This is a genomic window from Aeromonas bivalvium (assembly GCF_000819765.1).
GTDB lineage: Bacteria > Pseudomonadota > Gammaproteobacteria > Enterobacterales > Aeromonadaceae > Aeromonas > Aeromonas bivalvium.
The window spans coordinates 1,685-22,293 of record NZ_CDBT01000037.1 but is presented as its reverse complement, the minus strand read 5'-3'; the positions used below and the strand labels follow the sequence as shown (position 1 = coordinate 22,293).

General features: G+C 64.8%; 17 protein-coding genes. 6 read left to right on the top strand and 11 right to left on the bottom strand.

Annotation, left to right across the window (positions count from 1 at the left end; genetic code table 11):
- The 5 genes from BN1119_RS20940 to bcsG all read right to left on the bottom strand — a co-directional run.
- Window positions 1-1,200: glycosyltransferase family 2 protein (locus BN1119_RS20940; RefSeq protein ID WP_244463738.1), on the bottom strand; the 1,200-nt coding region annotated here is incomplete at its 3' end.
- Window positions 1,083-1,967, bottom strand: a complete 885-nt coding sequence (locus tag BN1119_RS20935; RefSeq protein ID WP_244463737.1) for a glycosyltransferase family protein — start codon at window positions 1,965-1,967, stop codon at window positions 1,083-1,085. The genes BN1119_RS20940 and BN1119_RS20935, both read right to left, overlap by 118 nt.
- Entirely contained in the window at window positions 1,961-2,629 is a 669-nt protein-coding gene (gene bcsQ / locus BN1119_RS12000) for a cellulose biosynthesis protein BcsQ (protein WP_041998136.1), read from the bottom strand. The genes BN1119_RS20935 and bcsQ overlap by 7 nt, the downstream gene beginning before the upstream one ends.
- On the bottom strand, window positions 2,626-2,826 hold the full coding sequence (gene bcsR / locus BN1119_RS11995; protein WP_041998134.1) for a cellulose biosynthesis protein BcsR: 201 nt from the start codon (window positions 2,824-2,826) through the stop codon (window positions 2,626-2,628). Before bcsR ends, bcsQ begins: the two co-directional genes overlap by 4 nt.
- Before the next feature lie 14 nt (window positions 2,827-2,840).
- Complete coding sequence (gene bcsG / locus BN1119_RS11990; protein WP_041998132.1) at window positions 2,841-4,493, bottom strand: cellulose biosynthesis protein BcsG; 1,653 nt, start codon at window positions 4,491-4,493, stop codon at window positions 2,841-2,843.
- Window positions 4,494-4,888: 395 nt separating this feature from the next.
- Between bcsG and BN1119_RS11985 the strand changes: the two genes are divergently transcribed.
- From BN1119_RS11985 to BN1119_RS11960, 6 genes are all read left to right on the top strand, one after another.
- Window positions 4,889-6,085, top strand: a complete 1,197-nt coding sequence (locus tag BN1119_RS11985; RefSeq protein WP_041998130.1) for an amino acid aminotransferase — start codon at window positions 4,889-4,891, stop codon at window positions 6,083-6,085.
- Window positions 6,086-6,617: 532 nt separating this feature from the next.
- The gene (locus BN1119_RS11980; RefSeq protein ID WP_041998129.1) at window positions 6,618-7,772 is read left to right on the top strand and encodes an AI-2E family transporter; all 1,155 of its coding nucleotides are present in this window, start codon (window positions 6,618-6,620) and stop codon (window positions 7,770-7,772) included.
- Window positions 7,762-9,297, top strand: coding sequence for a TolC family protein (locus BN1119_RS11975; protein ID WP_084205439.1), 1,536 nt, complete (start codon window positions 7,762-7,764; stop codon window positions 9,295-9,297). Before BN1119_RS11980 ends, BN1119_RS11975 begins: the two co-directional genes overlap by 11 nt.
- An 18-nt stretch (window positions 9,298-9,315) precedes the next feature.
- Entirely contained in the window at window positions 9,316-10,443 is a 1,128-nt protein-coding gene (locus BN1119_RS11970; RefSeq protein WP_041998127.1) for an HlyD family secretion protein, read from the top strand.
- Window positions 10,444-10,477: 34 nt separating this feature from the next.
- Window positions 10,478-11,503 carry a DUF2955 domain-containing protein gene (locus BN1119_RS11965; protein ID WP_041998125.1) on the top strand — a complete coding sequence of 342 codons (1,026 nt, stop codon included), beginning with the start codon at window positions 10,478-10,480 and terminating at the stop codon, window positions 11,501-11,503.
- Window positions 11,500-11,949: an ion channel gene (locus BN1119_RS11960; RefSeq protein ID WP_084205438.1), complete on the top strand. Its 450-nt coding sequence runs from the start codon at window positions 11,500-11,502 to the stop codon at window positions 11,947-11,949. The genes BN1119_RS11965 and BN1119_RS11960 overlap by 4 nt, the downstream gene beginning before the upstream one ends.
- A 66-nt stretch (window positions 11,950-12,015) precedes the next feature.
- Here the strand turns inward: BN1119_RS11960 and BN1119_RS11955 are convergent, their stop codons facing one another.
- The 6 genes from BN1119_RS11955 to BN1119_RS11930 form a co-directional block, all read right to left on the bottom strand.
- Window positions 12,016-12,495, bottom strand: coding sequence for a L,D-transpeptidase family protein (locus BN1119_RS11955; RefSeq protein WP_041998123.1), 480 nt, complete (start codon window positions 12,493-12,495; stop codon window positions 12,016-12,018).
- A gap of 197 nt (window positions 12,496-12,692) precedes the next feature.
- The gene (locus BN1119_RS11950) at window positions 12,693-12,995 is read right to left on the bottom strand and encodes a hypothetical protein (RefSeq protein WP_041998121.1); all 303 of its coding nucleotides are present in this window, start codon (window positions 12,993-12,995) and stop codon (window positions 12,693-12,695) included.
- Window positions 12,982-14,232, bottom strand: a complete 1,251-nt coding sequence (gene pgaC, locus BN1119_RS11945) for a poly-beta-1,6-N-acetyl-D-glucosamine synthase (protein WP_084205437.1) — start codon at window positions 14,230-14,232, stop codon at window positions 12,982-12,984. The genes BN1119_RS11950 and pgaC overlap by 14 nt, the downstream gene beginning before the upstream one ends.
- Entirely contained in the window at window positions 14,229-16,175 is a 1,947-nt protein-coding gene (gene pgaB / locus BN1119_RS11940) for a poly-beta-1,6-N-acetyl-D-glucosamine N-deacetylase PgaB (protein ID WP_041998119.1), read from the bottom strand. Before pgaB ends, pgaC begins: the two co-directional genes overlap by 4 nt.
- The gene (gene pgaA, locus BN1119_RS11935; protein ID WP_244463736.1) at window positions 16,175-18,559 is read right to left on the bottom strand and encodes a poly-beta-1,6 N-acetyl-D-glucosamine export porin PgaA; all 2,385 of its coding nucleotides are present in this window, start codon (window positions 18,557-18,559) and stop codon (window positions 16,175-16,177) included. The genes pgaB and pgaA overlap by 1 nt, the downstream gene beginning before the upstream one ends.
- 587 nt (window positions 18,560-19,146) lie before the next feature.
- Window positions 19,147-20,609, bottom strand: a 1,463-nt coding sequence (locus BN1119_RS11930) for a M3 family metallopeptidase (protein ID WP_041998116.1), incomplete at its 5' end; no start/stop codon positions are given.

Below are 20,609 nucleotides of genomic sequence, written 5' to 3'. Positions count from 1 at the left end.
GGTCAGCACCTCGTCGGCCGGGCCGGTGCAGATGCGCCAGATGCCGAAGCCCAGCCCGCACAGGTTGAGCAGGATCAGGATCAGATAGGGCCTGGAGACCGACAGATCCAGATACACCTCCTCCGTCATGCCCCCCTTGGCGGTGACGTTGAACTTGCCCTTGTGGGGGGCAAACAGCGCCACCGTGGTCGGCCTGGCTATGTACCAGGCCAGCACGGTCTCGTAGACCTCGCCCCAGAAGGAGTGGCGCACCTTGCCCTGCAGCCGGGAGTTGGTCAGGGCGCTGTGGAAGATGTGCGGCAGCATGTAGAGGGCGATGGCCGCCGCCGGGGCATAGATGATGTAGGCGTGCAGGATCAGGAAGGCGAGTGGCGCCGTCAGGAAGATGAGCCGCGGTATGCCCGACAGGAAGTGCAGCATGGCGTTGAAGTAGCAGAGCCGCTGCCCCAGATTGAGCCCCTTGCCAAACAGGGGGTTGTCCAGGCGCAGGATCTGCACCATGCCGCGCGCCCAGCGGATGCGCTGCCCTATGTGGGCGGAGAGGCTCTCGGTGGCCAGCCCCGCCGCCAGGGGAATGCGGATATAGGCGGAGGTGTAGCCAAGGCGGTGCAGCCGCAACGAGGTGTGGGCATCCTCGGTGACCGTCTCCACCGCGATGCCGCCGATTTCGTCCAGGGCAGAGCGCTTGATGACGGCGCAGGAGCCGCAGAAGAAGCTGGCGTCCCACATGTCGTTGCCATCCTGCACCAGGCCGTAGAACAGCGCTCCCTCGTTCGGCATCTTGCGAAACCGCTGCAGGTTGTGCTCGAACGGATCGGCGGAGAAGAAGTGATGGGGAGTCTGCACCACCCCCAGCCTGGGATCCCGGTAGAACCAGCCCACCGTCATCTGCAGGAAGGATCGGGTCGGCAGGTGATCGCAGTCGAAGATGGCGACCAGATCCCCGCTCGCCTGCCTGAGCGCGTAGTTGATGTTGCCGGCCTTGGCGTGCTCGTGGGTCGGCCGCGCCACATAGCGGATCCCCGCCTCTTCGGCGAAGGCACGAAACGATGCCCTGTCCCCGTCATCGAGCAGCCAGACGGTCAGCTTGTCGGCGGGCCAGTCGAGGGCCAGTCGAGGGCCAGGGCCGCATAGACTGTACCCTTGACGATGGCGAGATCCTCGTTGTAGGTGGGGATCATCAGATCCACGCTGGGCCACTGTGCCGGGTCCGCCGGCAAGGGCGCCGGGGGGCGATTCAGCGGCCAGGCCGTCTGCCAGTAGCCGAGCAGCAGCACTATCCAGGCATAGGTCTCGGCGGCCAGCAGCAAGAGGCCGCAGGTGAGGCTGACGGGATCGAACCAGTCCAGGGTAGAGGTGTAGCGCCACCAGATGTAGCGGCAGGAGACGGTGAGGGAGAGCACCATCATCATCAGCATGGGGTAGCGGCCCGGCACGGCGCGCAGGATGAAGGCCATCCCCATCAACATGATGACGAACACCAGCTGGGCCTCGAGGGTGAATGGCTGGGTGATGCAGAGCAGGGAGAGGGTGCCGGCCACCGCGCACAGCAGCACGCTCTTCCAGCGCGCCTCCCTGGGGGTGGCCCTGGCCGCCGCCAGCCCCTTCTCTTCCTGCCGGATCAGGAAGCGGCCGAGGGCCTGGGTGCCCCACTGCCAGGCACGCTGCCAGGAGGCGGGCCAGCGCAGGGGAATCGGCCTGGGGCGGCGCACTATGATCCAGAGACTCTGCAACAGGATGCGCAGGGGATCCCCGACCCGGGGCCGGGCCAGGTGGGGATAGAGTCCCTCTGCATGGCTCAGCACCCACTGCCAGCCATGGCGCTCCAGGGGAAACAGGGTCCAGGCCAGCAGCCACACCAGGGTCAGACCGGCGGATCCCAGCCGGGAGCCGCCCTGGCGGCGCAGCCCCTGGTAATGCCGGGAGCACCAGAGGCTCGCCGTCGGCGTCAACAGCCGGGCTAGCATGGGTCGTCGCCCCCGGCGCCCAGACACCAGCTGGCCAGGGAGGCCAGCTCGTGGGCGATCAGGCTGGTGGGGGCATAGCGGCCCACCGGCTGCTTGGCGGCCATGGCTTCGGCCATCGCCTCGTCCCGGTGCAGCCGCAGGCCGAGCAGGGGCAGGCCGGCCGCCTGCCAGAGATCCAGCAGATCCTGCTGCAGGGCCCGGCGGCTGCTGAACTGGGTCACCAGCAGTCGCTCCCCCGCCGCCCAGGCATGGCGATGGAGTCGCACATGGCAGTTGGCATCGGCATTGACTATGGTCAGCAGCCGGCAAGGGAGCGCGGGAACCAGCCCCACGGGCAGATCCAGCAGCACCAGATCATAACCATCGAGGGCCTGCAGCCACTCCCCTGCGGATGCCCCCGGCTGGCCGCCATGGGGCAGCAGATCCAGCCCCTCCTCATAGTGATAGAGTGCCGAGCGCCACTCCCGGGCCGGATCCGCCAGCCGGCTCCAGCCCCTGGCATCGGCATGGGGCAACCCCAGATGGATGCCAAGCAGGTTGTCATGGCACAGATCCACCGCCAGCACCCGGGCCCCCTGCTCCCGGGCCGCCAGCGCCAGGCCGGCGACGAGGGAGCTGGTGCCCACGCCGCCACGGATCCCTTGCAGGGCAACGCAATTCATTCAGGCCCCCTCATCTCCAGCTCCGCCAGCAGGGGGAAACGCTCGCGCAAGGCGACGAGCCGCTCCCTGAAGGCGATGTCCTGATAGGAGAGGCTCACGCCGAAGGCCTGCTGCACCATGGCCACGTCGCTCATCATGCCGCCTTCGACCGGCACACCGAAGGGGGTGGGCGTCACGGGTCGCCGTTCACTCTGCATCTCAGCCTCCGGTGTCATAGGGGATAGGGGACCCAGTCCCCCTCCCCCAGCTTGATGTGGTACTTGCCCTGATATTCGAGCACGACCGAGCCCTGGTTCTCCGAAACCGCAGGCGTCTCGGGCAACCCCTTGAGCAGCCCGTCCCAATCTATGGTGGCACTGCCGAAGGTGTTGCCACCGACCAGGCGCGAGATGAGCTCAGAGATGGCCAGGAAGCTGCTGGGGGTATCTATGGCCTTGGTCGCTCCATGGCCGCCCTTGGCACCGATCAGGGCAATCCCGACCGGCACCTGGGTGATGCTGGGACTGGGGATGTCCCGCAGACCGGCCATCTGCATCTTGTCGCCGGCGATGGCCGCCCCGTGCTCGGGCACCAGGATCACAGCCACCTTGCGACCAGACTGCTCCAGCGAGGTGAGGAACTGATCCAGTTGATCGAGCAGAGTCTGCAGTCTCGCCTTGTAGGGGGCTATCTTGCGGGTGGCCGCGTAGCGGTTGCCGTCGTGCAGGGCGATGAGGTTGAAGAAGGTCACATTGCGCTCCGCCTTGCTCTTCTGCCGCTCACTCAGCCAGCGGGCGAACAGGGCATCATCCCGATAGATGGGTTCCCCATCGAAGGAGGCGAGATCGTGGGGCATCCCCTCCTTGCTCATGAGGGGGACATCCAGGCTGGCATACTGCTGCAGATCCTTGAGGTAGTTGCCGAATGCCCCCGAGTGATCCATGGCGAGCTGCTTCTCGAACCCGAGCTGGGCCAGATTGTCGAACAGCAGGCACTGGCTGGGCGCTGTCGTGTAGAGCCCCTGGTGGCTGGTCTGTCCGCAACTGGCCCGCAGCAGCCGGATGGAGCTCGGGCCGCTGTAGGAGGTGGCCGAGTTGAAGTGCTTGAACATCAGGTCCAGGTGGCGACCTATGGGGTGAGCCATCAGGTCGCTGGCCGTCACGTCGCTCCAGGCCAGGGAGCAGATGTTGATGATGAGCACGTCGAAGGGGGCCGCATCCGCTGGCAACTGCTGCGGGAAATGCACGACCCTGTCCCGCTCCTGCGCGTAGAAGCTGTCGAGGTAGGCATTGAGATTCTGGTTGGTCGGCGGCGCGCTCTGATCCAGCTGCTCCGCCATGGATACCTGCTTGTCCTCAGGCTCAGCCGCCAGCTCGCTGCCTTTGTCGGTGCTGGCGACCCGGGTTGCCTGCGAAGCAAAGGGATCCCCCACCAGGGGCGAGAGCCACAGCCAGAGCAGGGCCAGCAGGATCCAGGGGGTGAAGCGCAGCCACTGGGCGATGAACAGATAGAGGGTCAGCATCACGAAGCCGGCGCCAACCATCTCCCAGTTGATGAAGCGGCCGAGCAGCTCAAGCCAGTAATCCAGGGTGAAGGAGAAGACCTGCGCCCCCTGGGCGCGAATGCTCTCCATGCCCGGCAGCCAGGTGTCGTGATAGAAGATCCCCACCCCGACCGGCAGTGCCAGCCAGTGCCGGATGCGCCGCAACCCCGTCCGGGGCAGTGGAAAGATCAGAAAGGCGGCAAATACCAGATTGATCAGGGGATGGAAATTGAGGTAACCCGCCCAGAGCAGGGCAAACTTGGCAAGGAAATAGATATTCCAGCCACCCAGGCCGTGCCAGTCCAGCCAGGGAGAAGAGGCATTAGAAACGTGTCGAGTCATCGGCGATGAGTCACCTGTTATCGTGGGGTCCCGCAACCGGGCCAAGGCACACTGCAATGTGTTGCCAGAAAATACTCAGCTTATTATGCAACTAATCATTTGCCCCAGCTGGCCCGGTATTAGATCCGGGTAGCCGGGTGACCGTCATGATGGAGTACTCTATGCACGACAATGTTATCCAAGTGACACTATAAAGGCATCCTCAACGACCAAAATGGGGGAGATTAATTTTATGACTGCCCTTTTCTACATGGATGACATCTCTCTCTTGTTACGACAATAACTGTCATTCTTGCCGCCATGCCGAACAGCTTGAGGCCACTTCCAGATTACGACATGATAACGACCCCGGCCCCGAGCCGACGAAACTGGACAGCCAACCTCAAGGACCCCCCATGTTTGAACACGTCGATGCCTATGCTGGCGACCCCATACTGACCCTGGTCGAGACCTTCCACAAAGACACCCGCGAGCAGAAGGTGAATCTGGGGATAGGTCTCTATTACGACGAGCAGGGCCGCATCCCGCTGCTGCCGTCGGTGCAGCAGGCAGAAGCCCAGCGTGCGGGCGCCCCGACGCCGCGTCCCTACCAGCCGATGGAGGGGGCAGCCAACTACCGCACCGCCGTGCAGCACCTGTTGTTTGGCGCCGACCATGAGGCGGTGAAAGCCGGTCGCATCGCCACCATCCAGACCATCGGCGGCTCAGGCGCCCTCAAGATCGGCGCCGATCTGCTCAAGCGCTACTTCCCGGACTCCGAGGTGTGGGTCAGCAACCCGACCTGGGACAACCACAAGGCCATGTTCGAGGGGGCCGGCATCAGGGTGCACGACTACCCCTACTACGACGCGGCAAGCGGCGGCGTGCAGTTCGACGCCATGATCGACTGCCTGAGCCAGTTGCCGGCCAGGAGCATAGTGCTGCTGCACCCCTGCTGTCACAACCCGACCGGGGTGGATCTCTCCCGCGCCCAGTGGGATCAGGTGATAGCGCTGGTGGTGGACAAGGGGCTCATTCCCTTTATGGACATCGCCTATCAGGGCTTCGGTGACGGGCTGGAAGAGGATGCCTACGCCATCCGCGCCATGGTGGCGGCGGGGGTCAGCTTCTTTGTCAGCAACTCGTTCTCCAAGAACCTCTCCTTCTACGGCGAGCGCTGCGGCGGTCTGTCCATCATCTGCCAGGATGCCGAAGAGGCGAGCCGGGTGCTGGGCCAGATGAAGGCCACGGTGCGCCGCAACTACTCCAGCCCCCCCACCCATGGCGGCCAGGTCGCCGCGGCCGTGATGAGCCAGCCCGAGCTGCACGCCCTGTGGGTCGAGGAAGTGGCCGAGATGCGCACCCGCATCAAGGCCATGCGCGAGAAGCTCTACCAGGTACTCAGTGCCAAGGTGCCGGGCCGCGACTTTGGCTACTTCATCAGCCAGCGCGGCATGTTCAGCTACACGGGACTGACTCCGAGCCAGGTGGATCGCCTGCGCGAAGAGTTCGCCGTCTACCTGGTGCAGTCGGGTCGCATGTGCGTGGCGGGCCTCAACAGCCGCAACGTGGAATACGTGGCCGACGCCTTCGCCGCCGTGCTCAAGGAGTGATACCCGCCCTCGCGGCCATCACGGACACAATAAGAGAGCCCCGCCCCGTGCGGGGCTCTCTCTTGCTGGCCTGGCAGCAGGGGGAACCGGGCCCGGGAGGGAAGCACGCCTCCTCCTGCTTTCCCGGCCAGGCTCTCAATCCGGACTCGCAATACGGGGGCTGGAATCCGCATTCTGGCATATCGTGCAACCATGGTGTCCATTGGCAGCAAAATACCTGCGGGTGGCGCCGTGCGTCCCGACATTGTCAGCATCTTATGTCGCCGTTATTAAATGAGCGGCATCACTTCCCCAATTTCCCCCCAGCCGCCAATCCCGAAGAAATGTAAATAAAGCAGGCGCCACTCAAATAAGTACCATAGTCACTGTTCTCATCGGCTATAAATCAATGTATTGATATGTAAAGAGCTTTTATATTCGGCAAATATCACGACGGTTAAGCATGGGGACAGGTAAATCAATTAAGAATGTCCCCCCTGAAGATTGCCGGTAGTTGATAACCCTCACCTCACTTCCATTACGAGAGCCTGATATGCAGCAATACGATACCAACCCCGAACTGGAACGGCGCTTGTTCAACAAGCTGCTGGATGTGCTGATCAAGGCAGGGCTGATCCTGGCCCTGGTCATCACCTGCTACGGCATCTTCTCTCCCTTCCTGACCCTGATGCTGTGGGCCCTGATCCTGGCCGTCACCCTCTACCCTGCCCATCAGAAACTGGCCGCCAGACTCGGCCAGAAACAGGGCCGCGCCGCCACCCTGCTGGTGTTGTGCGGCATCGTCCTGATCGTCTTGCCCACCATCTGGCTCACCAGCTCCCTGGCCGACACCATCACCGGGTTCATCCACGCCATGAAGGAAAACAGCCTGCAGATCCCCCTGCCGGCCGAGTCCGTGGCCAACTGGCCCGTCATCGGCAAGAAGGTCTATGGCATCTGGCATCAGGCCGCGACCGATCTGCCCGCCTTCATCCAGAGCATGCAACCCAAGATAGGCAACATCGCCAAGACGGCACTGGGCATGGTCGCCAGCATGGGCACCGGCATGCTCCAGTTCATCGTCTCCTTCGCGGTGGCCGGCATCATCATGACCTATGGCCTGCCCGGCCAGCAGAGTGCTCGCGCCATCTCCGCCCGCATCATGGGCGAGGATCGGGGTGACGAGTTCGCCACCCTCTGCACCGCCACCATACGTGCCGTGGCACAAGGGGTCATTGGGGTCGCCTTCATTCAGGCCATCATGCTCGGTCTGGTGATGGCGATTGCGGGGATCCCGGCGGCCGGCCTGCTCGCCCTGTTTGCCCTGATCCTCGGCATCGCCCAGATCCCGGCCGCCGTCATCTTCATCCCCTGCCTCATCTATATCTGGAGCAGCGGTGACTATGCCACGGCCCCCGCCATCGCCTATTCGGTGCTGCTGGTGATCTCCGGCCTGGCCGACAACGTGCTCAAGCCCCTGTTGCTCGGTCGCGGCGTCGATGCCCCCATGCCCATCATACTGCTGGGCGCCCTGGGCGGCATGGTCTCGAGCGGCATCCTCGGCATGTTCGTGGGGGCGACCCTGCTCGCCATCGGCTACCAGATCTTCATGGCCTGGGTCGCAGGCCACCACCTGACACCATTGGCTGGCAAGCCAGCCCAGCTGGACGACAGAACCGAGACGACAGACTCCGGCAATGCTTCCTGAACCTGCTGATGCCAGATCCCGCGCCGGCGGCCTGACCGTCGGCGTCGCCCTGCTGGGCTCCCTGCTGCTGAGTGCCTGCACCACCCTGGGGCCGGACTATGTCCAGCCCCCGGGGGGAGCCGTTGCCGACTGGCAGGGGGGCTCCCTCGAGCAGACCCGGGCCAGGGCCTCCGTCACTCGGCTCGACGAGTGGTGGACCCAGCTGGGGGACCCTGTGCTCGACGCCCTGGTGCAGGAGGCGCTGCACAACAACCACAACGTACGGACCGCCGGTCTGCGCATCCTGGAGGCGCGGGCACAGCTGGGTATCGCCGATGCCAGCCGCTATCCCCAGTTGCAGCAACTGAGCGGCAATGCCCTGGAAACGGGGCAGGTGCGGGACGGTCCCGATCCCCACTTCATCAGCTATGGTCTGGGTGCCAATCTCGGCTGGGAGATCGATTTCTGGGGCAAGTTCCAACGCAGCATAGAGGCGGCGGATGCCAGTTACTTTGCCACCCTGGCGCAATATGATGACATCCAGATCCTGATGGCGGCCCAGGTTGCCAGCCTCTACGTCAACATCCGGACCCTGGAATCCCGGCTGCAGATTTCCCGGGACAACGCCCGGCTGCAGGCACGCAGTCTGGAGATCACCGAGAAGCTGTTCAAAAGCGGCAACAGCGACGAGCTGGATGTGCAGCAAGCCAAGACCCAATATCTGAGTACGCTATCGGGCATTCCGACCCTGGAGGCCAGCCTGCGTCAGGGGCAAAATGCCCTGAGCACCCTGCTCGCCCGCGCCCCCGGCCCCCTGCCCGAGATGAAGGCCGGCACGGGCAGGATCCCCCATGCGACCCTGGCCCTGGCAGCCGAGCTGCCCGCCGACCTCGTCCGTCGTCGCCCCGACGTGCGCAGCGCGGAGCGGTTGATGGCGGCCCAGTCGGCCCTGATCGGCGTCAGCGAGGCCGAACTCTACCCCTCCCTCACCCTGCTGGGCTCGGTCGGCCTGTCGGCCAGTTCCCTCTCGAGCAACGCCACCACCCTGGACTGGGGGGTCGGGCCAAGTTTCAAGTGGAATCTGTTCGACCATGGCCTGCTCAGCAATGCCGTGCTGGTGCAGGATGCCCGCTTCCAGCAGCTCAAGGAGAACTATCTGAACACCCTGCTCGGTGCCGCACGCGAGATCGACGACGCCGCCATCGGCTTTGCCAAGAATGAGGAACAGATAACCCTGCTGGAACAGACGGAGCAGGCGGCCCGCCGCTCCCTCGACATCGCCAATATCCGTTATCGGGAAGGCATGGCAGACTTTCAGCGGGTGCTGGACTCCCAGCGCGCCCTGTTCAGCCAGCAGGAGCGTCTGGTCAGCAGCAGAGGCAGCGTGATGCTCAGCCTCATCTCCCTCTACAAGGCGATGGGCGGTGGCTGGCAACAGGGGCGGCACCGCCCCCTGCTCGATGATCAGAGCCGGCAAGAGATGCAATCACGCAGCGACTGGGGCCCTCTCTTGACCGATCCCCTGCCCCCTGCCGATGCCCCCTAATGTGATGACGAGACGACCATGAGCCAAGAGACCCCCCAGCCTGCAGCCACAGCGCCAGCTCCCAACCCACAGCCGGGCAAGGGGAGCCGCGTCGGCACCCTGATCCTGCTCGCCCTGCTCGGCCTGAGCCTCTTGTGGTACTTCAGTGCCGACCGCCTGACCCCCTACAGCTCCCAGGCCAGGGTCCAGGCCTTCGTGGTGCCTGTCGCCGCCCAGGTATCGGGCCAGGTGCAGAAGGTGCTGGTGAAGAACAATCAGGATGTGGCCCAGGGTCAACCCCTGTTCGAGATAGACCCCAGCCAGTATCAGATCGCCCTGCAGCGGGCCAAGTCCGACTACGACTCCGTGTTGCGCTCGGTCAATGCGGCGGGAGCCGGCGTCATTGCCGCCGAGGCCTCCCTGCAGGCCGCCAGGGCCAACCGCCTCAAGGCCGAGCAGGACGCCAGCCGCCAGGAGCGGCTCTACGCCGAGGATCCGGGGGCCATCTCGGTGCGCCGGCTCGAGGTCGCCCGGGCGACCCGGGTACAGGCCCAGAGTCAGGTGAAGGCGGCAGAGGCCAGCCTGACCCAGGCCAAGGAGGCCGCGGGCAACCGCGGCGATGACAACTCCCAGCTCATCAGCGCCCGATCCGCCATCGAGAAGGCCAGGCTGGATCTTGACAACACCCGGGTTCTGGCCCCATCCCGGGGGCTGGTGACCGACCTGCGCACCGACGTCGGCCAGTTCGCCTCGGCCGGGGCGCCCGCCATGACACTCATCGCCATCCACGACGTCTGGGTAAGCGCCGACATGACAGAGAACAACCTGGGCAACCTGGCTCCCGGCAATGAGGTGGCCATAGTGCTCGACGTCATGCCGGGCCGGGTGTTCAAGGGCAGGATCCGCAGCCTGGGCAACGGGGTCAGCTCCGGCTCCCAGAGCGCGGCAGGCAGCTTGCCTACGGTGCAGAACAGCCGGGACTGGCTGCGCCAGGCCCAGCGCTTCCCGGTTGCCATCGAGTTCGAGCAGGATGAGCTCAAGGATGTCCGGGGGATCCGGGTCGGTGGCCAGGCCGAGGTGCTGGTTTACAGCGGGGATAATTGGCTGATGAACGGCCTGGGGGCCGGTTTCATCAGGTTGATGAGCCTGCTCTCCTACTTCTATTGAGCGGCGAATCCATGCGAGACGGAGCGACACTCTGATGCACAGGGCCGACAAGGCGGTACTGCGCCTCACCCTGGGGTTGGGCCTCAGCGTCATGCTGACCTATGGCCTGGCCCTGCCCCTGCCCCATCTCAGCTGTCTGGTGGTGATACTGCTGCTGTGCAGACCGGGCCCGCCCCTGCCTCCCCTCAAGGGGCTGCTGATGGCTGGCGTCCTCATGCTGCTGATGGCGGGTGGCGTGCTGATGGTGCCCCTGCTCCAACACTATGGGGTCAGCGCCCTGCTGCTGATCGCCCTGGTGCTGTATGGTCTCTTCTATCTCGGTCTCAAGAATGGCAACCCTCTGCTGACCCTGCTGGTCATCATCTTCACTCTGATCCCGGTGGCCGGGGTGGCGGAACAGGCCCTCGCCTTCATGGTGATCAAGGCCCTGGCGAGCGGGGTCTTGCTGGGGGCCTTCATCGGTACCATTTCCCACCGCCTGTTCCCCGACGGGGAGCCCGTTGCCAAACCCGCCTATCTCAGCCCCGAGAATGCAAGCTGGGTGGCGCTGCGGGCCGTGATCATAGTGCTGCCCGTGCTGGTGCTGGCCCTGCAGGATCCCGCTCACTACCTGGCCGCCATCATGAAGACGGTGGCGCTCGGACAGCAGGCCTGCACCACCCAGGCCCGCCACGCCGGCAAGGAGCTGATAGGTTCGACCCTGGTGGGCGCCCTGGTGGCCGCCATCGCCTGGTCCGGGCTCGCCCTCTGGCCCAATCTGTGGATGCTGATGCTGTGGACCATGGCCGCCACCCTCTGGCTGGGCGTGCGGCTGTTTCGGATCAAGGCGAGCCGGGTCGCCCCTTCCTTCTGGAGCAACGCCCTGCTGACCATGATGATACTCCTGGGCCCGGCCATTCAGGACAGCGCCAATGGCAAGGATGTGCTGCAAGCCTCCCTGTTCAGGCTAGGCCTGTTCCTGCTGGTAGCCGGCTACGCCTGGGCTGCCATCTGGGCACTGGAACGCTGGCGGATGCGCCGGCCACACACATTTTCTGCCAACCATGAGACGACGCCATGATGTTGATGAATCTTCTGGTGGGCCTGCCCACCATGCTGGTCTGCCTCACCCTGCAAGCCGCCCTCACCTTTCGGGCGGTGCGCTTCTATATCAAGCAGGTGCACAACAACCCCAACCCGGGTCGGCTCGGCCGCGGAGTCGGCCCCCTGCTGGTGGTCATGGTGCTGCTGATGCTGGGCAACTTCGCCCAGATCATGCTCTGGGGTCTGCTGTTTCTCGGCCTGGGGGAGTTTGAACTGCTCTATGAAGCCGTCTACCACTCCGGGGTCAATTTCACCTCCCTCGGCTATGGCGACATAGTGATGAGCACTCACTGGAAACTGCTGGGCCCCCTTGAGGCTGCCAACGGCGTCCTGATGTTCGGCATGACGGGGGCGGCCCTGATGGCGGTACTGCAGGCGCTGATCAAGTCCCAGCTCGATGACAGGATGAACGGGCCAGCATGAAGCGCCCCGGCAGCAAACAAAACGGCAGGCCCAAGGCCTGCCGTTTTGCTGTCTGAATCGATCCCGTCAGGGGTGGATGACGATGGGGGTGCCAGGTTCGATGGCGTCCCACACCTCGTCCATGTCCTTGTTGAGCAAGGCGATGCAACCATTGGTCCAGTTGGACGGTTGCAGGCTGGAGCCGTTGCCGTTGCGCTGGCCATGGATCATGATCATGCCCCCCGGCCTGACCCCGAGCTCGTTGGCGGTCTTGATGTCGTCCAGGTTCGGGTAGTTGATGTGGATGGCCCGATAGAAGCTGGAATCACTCTTCTTGTAATCCAGGGTGTAGCGCCCCTCTGGGGTACGCTGATCCCCCTCCCGCTGCTTGTGACCCTTGGGCGCCGGCCCCAGGGCGATCCAGTAGCGTTTCAGCTCCTTGCCATCCTTCATCAGGCTCAGGCTGTAGGAGGACTTGTTCACGACCACCATGTCCGCGCTCATGCCCAGACTGGCGAAACTCAATGCGGGCCACAGGCCCAGTACACACAAGAATACGGCTCTCATTCCATCCCTCGACGAGCCTCTGAGCGGGCTCCTGATACAGGTCATCTGAATGCCACCCCTTGGCGGCGAGCGCCATGATATTGGATCGCCATCAATACTCAATATACCCAGCGAAACATATCTGGCGCCATACCGAGTCCATTTCCCACCCCCAGATTGGAAACCACAATCAAATCAGATGAGTAGCCAGCCCCCCCTCAGAGAGTCCGCCGCCGCACCAGCAGATGGATCCACTTGTTGTACCTGGCCCAGGTATGGATCAGCAGAAACAGCCCCAGGACCAGCGCCAGGAACAGCTGACCCAGAGCCAGCCAGTCGAGGGAGCCGATGAAGCTCACCTCGCTGCCACTGCCGAGGTAGTTGAACCAGGGCTGCAGCGCCAGCAGCAACCAGCCCCCCCAGGTCAGCAGCAGGATCAGCAGATCCCGCACCCTGTAGCGCCAGCTGCAACGGCCACCGTTGCGAATGATCATCTCGTTGGCAAACTTATTTCTTGTCACGGAAGGACTCTCCTCTGTCGGGGCTTTCCCAGACGGCCAGCTGGCCGCGGCGGCGCAGCACCGCCTTGGGCACGGCGACGATCACCGTCACCAGATTGAGCAACCAGTAAACCAGCGGATACCAGACGCACCAGATGAAGCTGCGGGCCATGCTCTTGTCATAGTGATGGTCGATGAAGATGCTGACCCCGAATTGCAGCAGGCAGATGCTGGTCATCAGGACCCCGGACCAGGCGAAGAAGTGCCCCTCCCCCAGGGCATGCAGATCCGGCGCGGCCAGCCAGATCAGCGCCAGCAGCACCATGGCATAGCACCAGAGCACGCTGGCCGCATATTCGAGCAGCAACAGCCAGAAGCGACGGTTGCGCCAGCGCAGCGCCTGGGGGCCATGGCGCAGCATCACCTCGGCCCCGCCCTGGGCCCAGCGCAGCCGCTGCTTGTAGAGGCCACGCACCGTCTCCGGCATCAGCACCCAGCACAAAGCCTGGGGCTGGTAATGAATGAGCCAACCCGCCAGCTGCAACTTCCAGCTGATGTCGATGTCCTCGGTCACCATGTCGGTGCTCCAGCCCCCCACCGCCTCCAGCGCCGAGCGGCGAAACGCCACCACTACCCCGGAGACGGTGAAGACGGTGCCGTAGATGCGCTGGGCCCGCTTGATGAGGCCAATGATGGAGCTGAACTCGCCGGTCTGGATCTTGCCGATGATGGTGGAGCGGGTACGCACCCTGGGATTGCCGGTGACGGCGCCGACCCTGGCGCTGTCGAGAAAGTGCTTCACCATCCAGGCCACGGCGTCATGGTCGAGCACCGCATCCCCGTCTATGCCCACCAGTATCTCCCCCTTGGCCACCTTGAGGCCGTTGTTGAGGGCCATCGCCTTGCCCTGATTGCGCTGATGGAGCACGCACAGGCGCGTATCCTGCGCCGCCAGCCTATCCAGCCGCGCGCCCGTGTCATCCCGGCTGCCGTCATTGATGGCCAGCACCTCGAAGTCGGGGTAACGCTGGCGCAGCAGGTGGCCTATGGTCTCCTCCACGTTGGCCCCCTCGTTGTAACAGGGCACCATCAGGGTCACCTTGGGATAGCGGGGCAGCACCAGGCCGCGCCTGGCCAGGGCCAGATCCCGCCGCTCCCACTGGAAGTAGTAATAGAGGCCGCCACACATCCACACCAGGGCCATCAGGCTGGGGTAGGCCAGGGTAAAGACAGCCACCCCGGAGAGAAAGTCGCTCACTGCGTCACCCCCGTCTGCGCCGCCGAGCCGGTGGGGGCCGATGGCAACTGGACAGCTCGTGGCTGGGTCTGCACCGAGAAGACAGGCTTGAGGACGGCGGGATCCGGCTGATTGCTCAGAAAATCATCCGGGTAGTAGCCGAAGTTGTTGACCCCCTCGCGCCGGATGATCTGCATCCAGCGCGCCAGCTCGGCATCCGGGATGGGTTGCCCGGTGCGCCAGTTGCGACTCTGCAGCTCGAACACCAGCCGCTCGGCCGGCACCTGCGCCAGCGCATCCACCGCCAGCTTGGCCAGCCACTGGTCGGGATTGTCCGCCTGCTCCATGTAGGGCATGGCCATCACGGCGGTGTAGTCATAGGCCTTGGCGAACGCCGACATGCTCTGGGCGAACCACTGCTGGGAGTGCGGCTCCGTCACCAGGGCCGCATAGATGTTGCGGGCTGTCTTGAGGCCGTCAGCGCCCCCCTGACGATAGCGGGCCGCGGCATCCCGCAGCGCCAGGGTAAAATCGATCAGCAGGTCGGTCTTTTGCTCCCCTTGCGCCTGCAGCGCATCCGGGGTGCGCGCCAGGGTCATGGGCCCCTCGTAGTCGCCGAGGAAGGCGTCGTCGTGAAACAGCAGGCCGTCGAACTTGGTGTAGAAGCCGAGATCCTCGTAGATATCCAGCACCCGCTGCCGGCTGTCTGGATCCCAGGGAGAGAGCCGCAGATACTGCCCCTCGGCGGGGGCGCCGGTACGGCTGTCGGTGACATAGGCGTGACCCGGCCCCAGGTCGTAGGCCAGCACCGGCATCCAGGCATACACCTTGACCCCGGCCCGGGTCTTGAGCTGCCAGGCCACCCGGTTGAAGAGATCCGCCTTGACCGGCATGTGACGATTGGGGAAGTAGAGCGCCTCCGCCACCCCGTCGCCGTTGTCATCGGCATAAGCCTGCAGGTAGACGGTGGTGATGCCGTAACCCTTGATCCGATCCAGCAGCAGATCGATGTTCTTGTTCATCTGGCGGGGATCCGGGTCGTAGACATAATCCAGATCCACGTGCACCAGTCGCTCCACCTGCCGCGTCCAGGTATTGCCCCCCATGATCTCGTCCAGGGTCTCCAGGCTGGTCTCCTCCTCCAGCAGGTAGCGGCGCACCCTGTCCCCGGCGTCGCTCACCCTGTTCGTCCCTTCGGCCAGGGTGAAGGTGTAGGGCATGCCGGCTGCACTGGCCAGATCCAGCGCCGTCTGGTTGAAGGCGCCGTAAGGCCAGACCAGGATCCGCGGTGCGCGGCCGGTCTGCGCCTTCAGCTGGCTGGCCGAGGCGTCGAGGTCGGCCTTGATCCGCGCCCGGTAGTCGGCCATGGTCTCGTAGCCCTGCTGGCTCCAGCCAGCCGTGGTCATCGCCGGCTGCACATTGCCCTGGGGATTGGCCAGCAACCCGTAATGGGAGGCGAAGGTGTGGGAGGCTATCTCCACCAGCCCGGACGCCTGCATCTCGCGGATCTGCGGCCAGCCGACAAAGTAGCTGCGCGGCAGCTTGTCATTGCCGTAGGGCACCATCTTGTCGTCAGGCACCTCCAGCCAGCTGCCCACCAGGGCGAAGACCGCCGGATAGCGGTAGAGCTTGAGCAGGGGATAGACTAGGCGGTAGAAGCTCTCGTAGCCATCGTCGAAGCTGAGCAGGATCGCCTTCTCCGGCAGTGGTGCCTTGCCCGCCTTGGCATCCAGGATCTGCTGGAAGCTGACCGGCTGATAGCCCTGCTGCCTGATCCAGTTGAAGTGGCGGATCAGGGTGTCGCGCCGTATGGTCTGGGGATAGAGCTTGAGGTTGGGGGTCAATTTCAGATCGACGATGTCGTGGTAGCAGAGCACCACATAATCATCGGGTTGCCGGGCCGCCTGGCCGAGGGACGGCAGCAGGGACAACAGCAGAAAGAGGGGCGCAAGCCAGCGTCTCATCACATGAAACTCCATTGCAGATTGGCGAAGATGAAATTTCCGAACTCGGGGTTGCCGTCGTAGATGGCCTGACGGCGGCCCAGGCCATAGCCCAGGCTGAGGGCGGGGGAGAGTATCCAGTCGTGGCGGTAGCTGAGCTGCCAGCCCTGATCGCCGCCATAGCCCTGCTGCCAGTAGCGATTGCCGCTCATGACCAGGCTCTGCTGCAGGGCGCGCCGCCCATCCAGCGGCAGCCGGTAGCGCCCCGCCAGCTCCAGCTCCAGGTTGCGGTCACTGAGCGGATTGAAGTAATCCGCCTCGACCGCCTCGTTGCGGGAGCTGGCTGCCCGCAGGGTGCCGTCGAACCACCAGCGATCCCGGCGCCAGAGATCCTGACGCAGCCAGCCGGAGGCGGTCAGCCGGCGGTTGCCATCCTCTATGTCCATCCGCTCCAGCCGCAGCCCGGCCTCCCGGGTCTCGTCCTGGCGCCAGCCAAGATCCAGCTGATATTGATCGGCGTAGTCACCCCGGGCCAGTGCCCGCAGCGGGGTATCGGCGCTGTTGAGATTGATGGCGGCGCCCAGGTTCCAGTGATCCCCCAGCCGCCAGTCGAGGCGGCTCCACAGATAGCCTCTGTCATTGAGCTCGCTGCCCACTCCCCCTTCCAGGGTGAGTTGCAGCGGATAGAAGGAGAGCTCGGCCCCGAGCCCGGTATAGGCGGCGCGCTCGGGCTGCCCGTCAAATTCGCCAAAGCCGCCCTGGCGCCGGACAAACAACCGATCGCCGCCGTCGCTGCGGGAGCTGTAGAGACGGCTGTCGTAGCGCCAGTCCCGGCTGGCCTGCACCGAGCCCCCTTCGTTGCGACCATGGCTCAGGTCGGCGACAAAGCGGGGGGCCTGCTCCAGCGCCAGGCGCTGCTGCAATGCCTGCCGATCCCGGGTCAGGTTGCCGAGGTCGCGCACCGCCTGCGCCGTGCCCCGCCACTCGCCCTTGTCGATCAAAGCGTTGAGGCGACCCGGCTCGGCCTGTTCGCTGCGCCCGGGGGGCAACCAGCGCATCGCCTCTCGGTAAGCCTGTTCGGCCCCATCGGGGTGGCCGCGCCAGCGGCGGATATCCCCCAGTTGCAGCCAGAGCCAGGGGTTGGCAGGCGCACTGTCCAGCCACCCTTCCAGTTGTCTCTGTGCCGCGTCCGCTTCACCACGCCAGGCCTGCAGCAGGGTGTTCAGCTGCAACACCTTCTCGTAGTCGTCGTTGGCCATGCGCATGTTGCCGGTAAAATCCCAGCGGGTCGGCGGCTCCTGCCAACCGGCCAGCAGCCCCTGGGCGGCGCCATAACGCTCGCCGTCCGAATAGGCGTAGAAGCGCTTCTCCAGCAGCGCCTTGTCCCTGGCTCGCGCCGGGGTCGCCAGCGCCTCGTAGAGATCGGACGCCTCATCCACCCGCCCCAGCCCGGCCAGGGCATCGGCGCGGGCCTCCAGCACATAGTCGGGCAACGGCCCCTCGGCCTGCAGCGCGGCAGACGCCTGTTCGGCCCGGGCAAACTCGCCGAGGGCCACCAGGGTCACCACCGCATCCCGGCGTGCACTGAGGTAGAGCTGGTGATCGCGAGGAGCCCGGGCCAGGATCCCCTCTTGCAAGGCCAGGGTGCGAGTCAGGGCATCGCGGGCCTGCGCCGGATCGGCAAGCCGGGGCGAGATCCGCAGCAGGTTGACCGCCTGGTAGTAATCGAGCCAGAGCCGGTCGACCGCGGTGAACAGCTCAGGATAACTGTCCATCAGATCCACGGCGGCGGGACCGGCCCCCAGGCTCACCGCCACCCGGTAGAGAGCCAGCACCTGCTCACCGTTGCCTGGTTCCAGCGCCAGCCACTGCTGGCGCGCCAGCAGCTCTCCCATGGGATCCTCGGCCCGGCGGGCGGCATAGATGCGGGCATCGAGGATGGCACGATCGCGGCCAAATCTGGTGTCATATTCCTCTGCGGTGCGGCGGGCCAGCTCCTGGTTGCCCTGATCGCTGGCGGTGAGAAACAGCCCGAGCCAGCCGTTGCGGTTGGCGGGATCACGCCCCTGCAGGATGCGGTAATAGCTGATCGCCAGGGGGTAGCGCCCCAGATCCCGGGCCGCCCTGGCCAGGGTTTCGAGGGAGTCATTGGAGATGGGTTTGAATTCGCACGGCTCACAGCTGGCCAGGGCCGCTGCACGATCCTGACGCCAGATCTGCACGGCGATGAGATCGTCGAGCACCCGGCCATCCCCGCTGCGCCGATAGAGGGCGTCGAGCCCGGCGGCAGCCTGGGCCAACTGCCCCTGGCGGGCCTGGATCACCCAGGCCTCCCTCTCCCGATCGAGGGAACCGGCCTGGGCCAGGCCAGGCAACAACACGAATAGATAAACAAAGCGATTCATTCGCAACATACACCCGGTTTCATAGCGAGACTCGCCGGCTGAGCAAACGGACACGCCCAGGGGCGACCGGCTCAGGGTGGCGATGATGCTCGGGAATTAAGGGTGAAAGGCGGGGCCCGCCCTTCGTATGTGCGGTCCAGCCGTCTCATGACATGAGACCTGCGACTTTCCGAACCCGACTCGCGTCGGGGGTGGCGAGAGGGCCGATTCTGGGTCTGACCGAGAAATAGTCAACGGCGACGCCAAGGGGAACGCAGACAAACCCGGGGGATGGGGCCAAGTAATTTCACGGCAGAAAAAATGGGCTAAGAAGGGAGCGGCAGCGGCCCCCATTGGATGGAGGCCGCCTCGTCACCGCCCACCGGTCGGTTGGGGTAGATTTTTTCCCTTATGAATTAACAAATTGCCCCATTCTCATCGCGACATCCGATGTCGCCACCGGGTCACAGCATGTCGGCCAGCCCCGGCAGTCCCGAAGCAAGTAAAGAGACCCCCTTTCCTCTCCACTGTGGATACCAGCCAGGAGCCGCAACGCCCCATAAAAAGAGCCCCTTTCGGGGCTCTTTTTATGGCTGTCATCACAGGGCTCAGGCCCGGGTCGGCTCGGCCCTCTGCTGCGCCTCCAGGCGCCGGATCCAGGCCTCGAAATCCGCCAGCATGCGGGCCTCGGATTCGCTGTTGTCGGCGATGAGCTCGGCCCCGTGCACCACCCGGATCTGGGCGTCGAGGGGCGTGCCTTCCCCAGCCGGTGGGCGCTGGTGCGCCGCCGCCATGCACGCCTGGGCCTGCTGCCACGCCTGCGCCACGCTCCGGTTGCACGCCTCTGCCAGCGCCGCCGCGCTGAAGCCCTCGCCGGTCAGGCTCCTGAGCGTCTCGTCGTGGGTCATGCCATTGCCCGGCCCCCAGTAGTGGGCGGCCAGATCCGGCCCGATGCGCGGGTTGTCGGTGAGGTAGCCGTCGCGCTTAAGGAAGTAGGCGCGGGTCTGCTCCACCGCCATCAGCGCCAGCAGGTAACCATGATAGGCGCAGGCCGACTCCTGATTCAGGAGGTGCGGAATGGCCAGCAGCGGGCGCGGGCTCTCCACCCCCAGGATCCGGTGCTCCCACTTGCGGGCCAGCGCCAGCACGGCGCCTGGGGTGCGTTCGCTCTCTGCCATGGCGTAGAGATCCCGCTCGAAATAGGCCACCAGGGCTATCTGGCGCTCGTTGAAGGCGCGAAATGGCTGGCGCGCCTCTATCATGGCCTGGATGAGCGCGTCGGGAATCGCCTCCCCCGCCCCGTTCCTGGCGTAGCGTTTGAGCCAGTCCGCGTCGTCCAGCAGGCTGTCGCAGAACATGGACTGGGTCTCGGCATAGGCCATGGAGGTGGGGGGAAACTCCTGGGAGAAACAGGGGGCATTGCCGGTGACGTTGGCAAAATGCGCCGCGTGACCCCCTTCGTGGAACAGGGTGTTGAGGCCGCTCCAGCCGCTGCCCACCTGGGCAGGATCCGCCAGACTGGTGAAATTGACCACAGCCGGGACCCACTCCCCCTCCTGCCAGAAGCTCGGCACCGGGCCGTGACAGAAACCGTTCTCGTATTTCCCCTCCCGGGTCAGCAGATCCAGGGTGAGGGTGGCACCGCGGTACTGGATGCCGAGGCGACGGAAGCTCTGGACCCAATCCTTCAGCGCCCGGGAGAAGGGCACGTAAGGATCGAGCTGGCGGGTCACGTCGCCACTCACGCTGTAGCGCAGGTTGTGGGGCAGCAGGGCCGCTTCCCCCTTGGCAGCCTTCAGCTCTTCCAGACTCTGGTGCAGCCGATCATCGGTGCGGGCGATGAAGTCGTCGAGAATGGCAAACAGCTGCGCCGGGCTCATCTGCTCGTTCTTGTGCACCTTGTAGTCGAAGTAGTCGCGATAACCCATGGCACGAGCGAAGCGGTTGCGCAGCGCCACCACCTCGAGAAAGCCGTTGTCGACCACCCACTGCTCCAGGGAGTGGAACATGGCGAGCGCGCTCTGGCGCACCGCCTCGTCCGCACTTGCGGCCAGCGCCGTGCTGGCGGCGG

What these genes read in the sequence shown, in the direction of transcription:
- BN1119_RS20935 (WP_244463737.1), bottom strand. Translation starts at nt 1,967, where the DNA reads ATGCTAGCCCGGCTGTTGACGCCGACGGCGAGCCTCTGGTGCTCCCGG.
- bcsQ (WP_041998136.1), bottom strand. Translation starts at nt 2,629, where the DNA reads ATGAATTGCGTTGCCCTGCAAGGGATCCGTGGCGGCGTGGGCACCAGC.
- bcsR (WP_041998134.1), bottom strand. Translation starts at nt 2,826, where the DNA reads ATGCAGAGTGAACGGCGACCCGTGACGCCCACCCCCTTCGGTGTGCCG.
- bcsG (WP_041998132.1), bottom strand. Translation starts at nt 4,493, where the DNA reads ATGACTCGACACGTTTCTAATGCCTCTTCTCCCTGGCTGGACTGGCAC.
- BN1119_RS11985 (WP_041998130.1), top strand. Translation starts at nt 4,889, where the DNA reads ATGTTTGAACACGTCGATGCCTATGCTGGCGACCCCATACTGACCCTG.
- BN1119_RS11980 (WP_041998129.1), top strand. Translation starts at nt 6,618, where the DNA reads ATGCAGCAATACGATACCAACCCCGAACTGGAACGGCGCTTGTTCAAC.
- BN1119_RS11975 (WP_084205439.1), top strand. Translation starts at nt 7,762, where the DNA reads ATGCTTCCTGAACCTGCTGATGCCAGATCCCGCGCCGGCGGCCTGACC.
- BN1119_RS11970 (WP_041998127.1), top strand. Translation starts at nt 9,316, where the DNA reads ATGAGCCAAGAGACCCCCCAGCCTGCAGCCACAGCGCCAGCTCCCAAC.
- BN1119_RS11965 (WP_041998125.1), top strand. Translation starts at nt 10,478, where the DNA reads ATGCACAGGGCCGACAAGGCGGTACTGCGCCTCACCCTGGGGTTGGGC.
- BN1119_RS11960 (WP_084205438.1), top strand. Translation starts at nt 11,500, where the DNA reads ATGATGTTGATGAATCTTCTGGTGGGCCTGCCCACCATGCTGGTCTGC.
- BN1119_RS11955 (WP_041998123.1), bottom strand. Translation starts at nt 12,495, where the DNA reads ATGAGAGCCGTATTCTTGTGTGTACTGGGCCTGTGGCCCGCATTGAGT.
- pgaB (WP_041998119.1), bottom strand. Translation starts at nt 16,175, where the DNA reads ATGAGACGCTGGCTTGCGCCCCTCTTTCTGCTGTTGTCCCTGCTGCCG.
- pgaA (WP_244463736.1), bottom strand. Translation starts at nt 18,559, where the DNA reads ATGAATCGCTTTGTTTATCTATTCGTGTTGTTGCCTGGCCTGGCCCAG.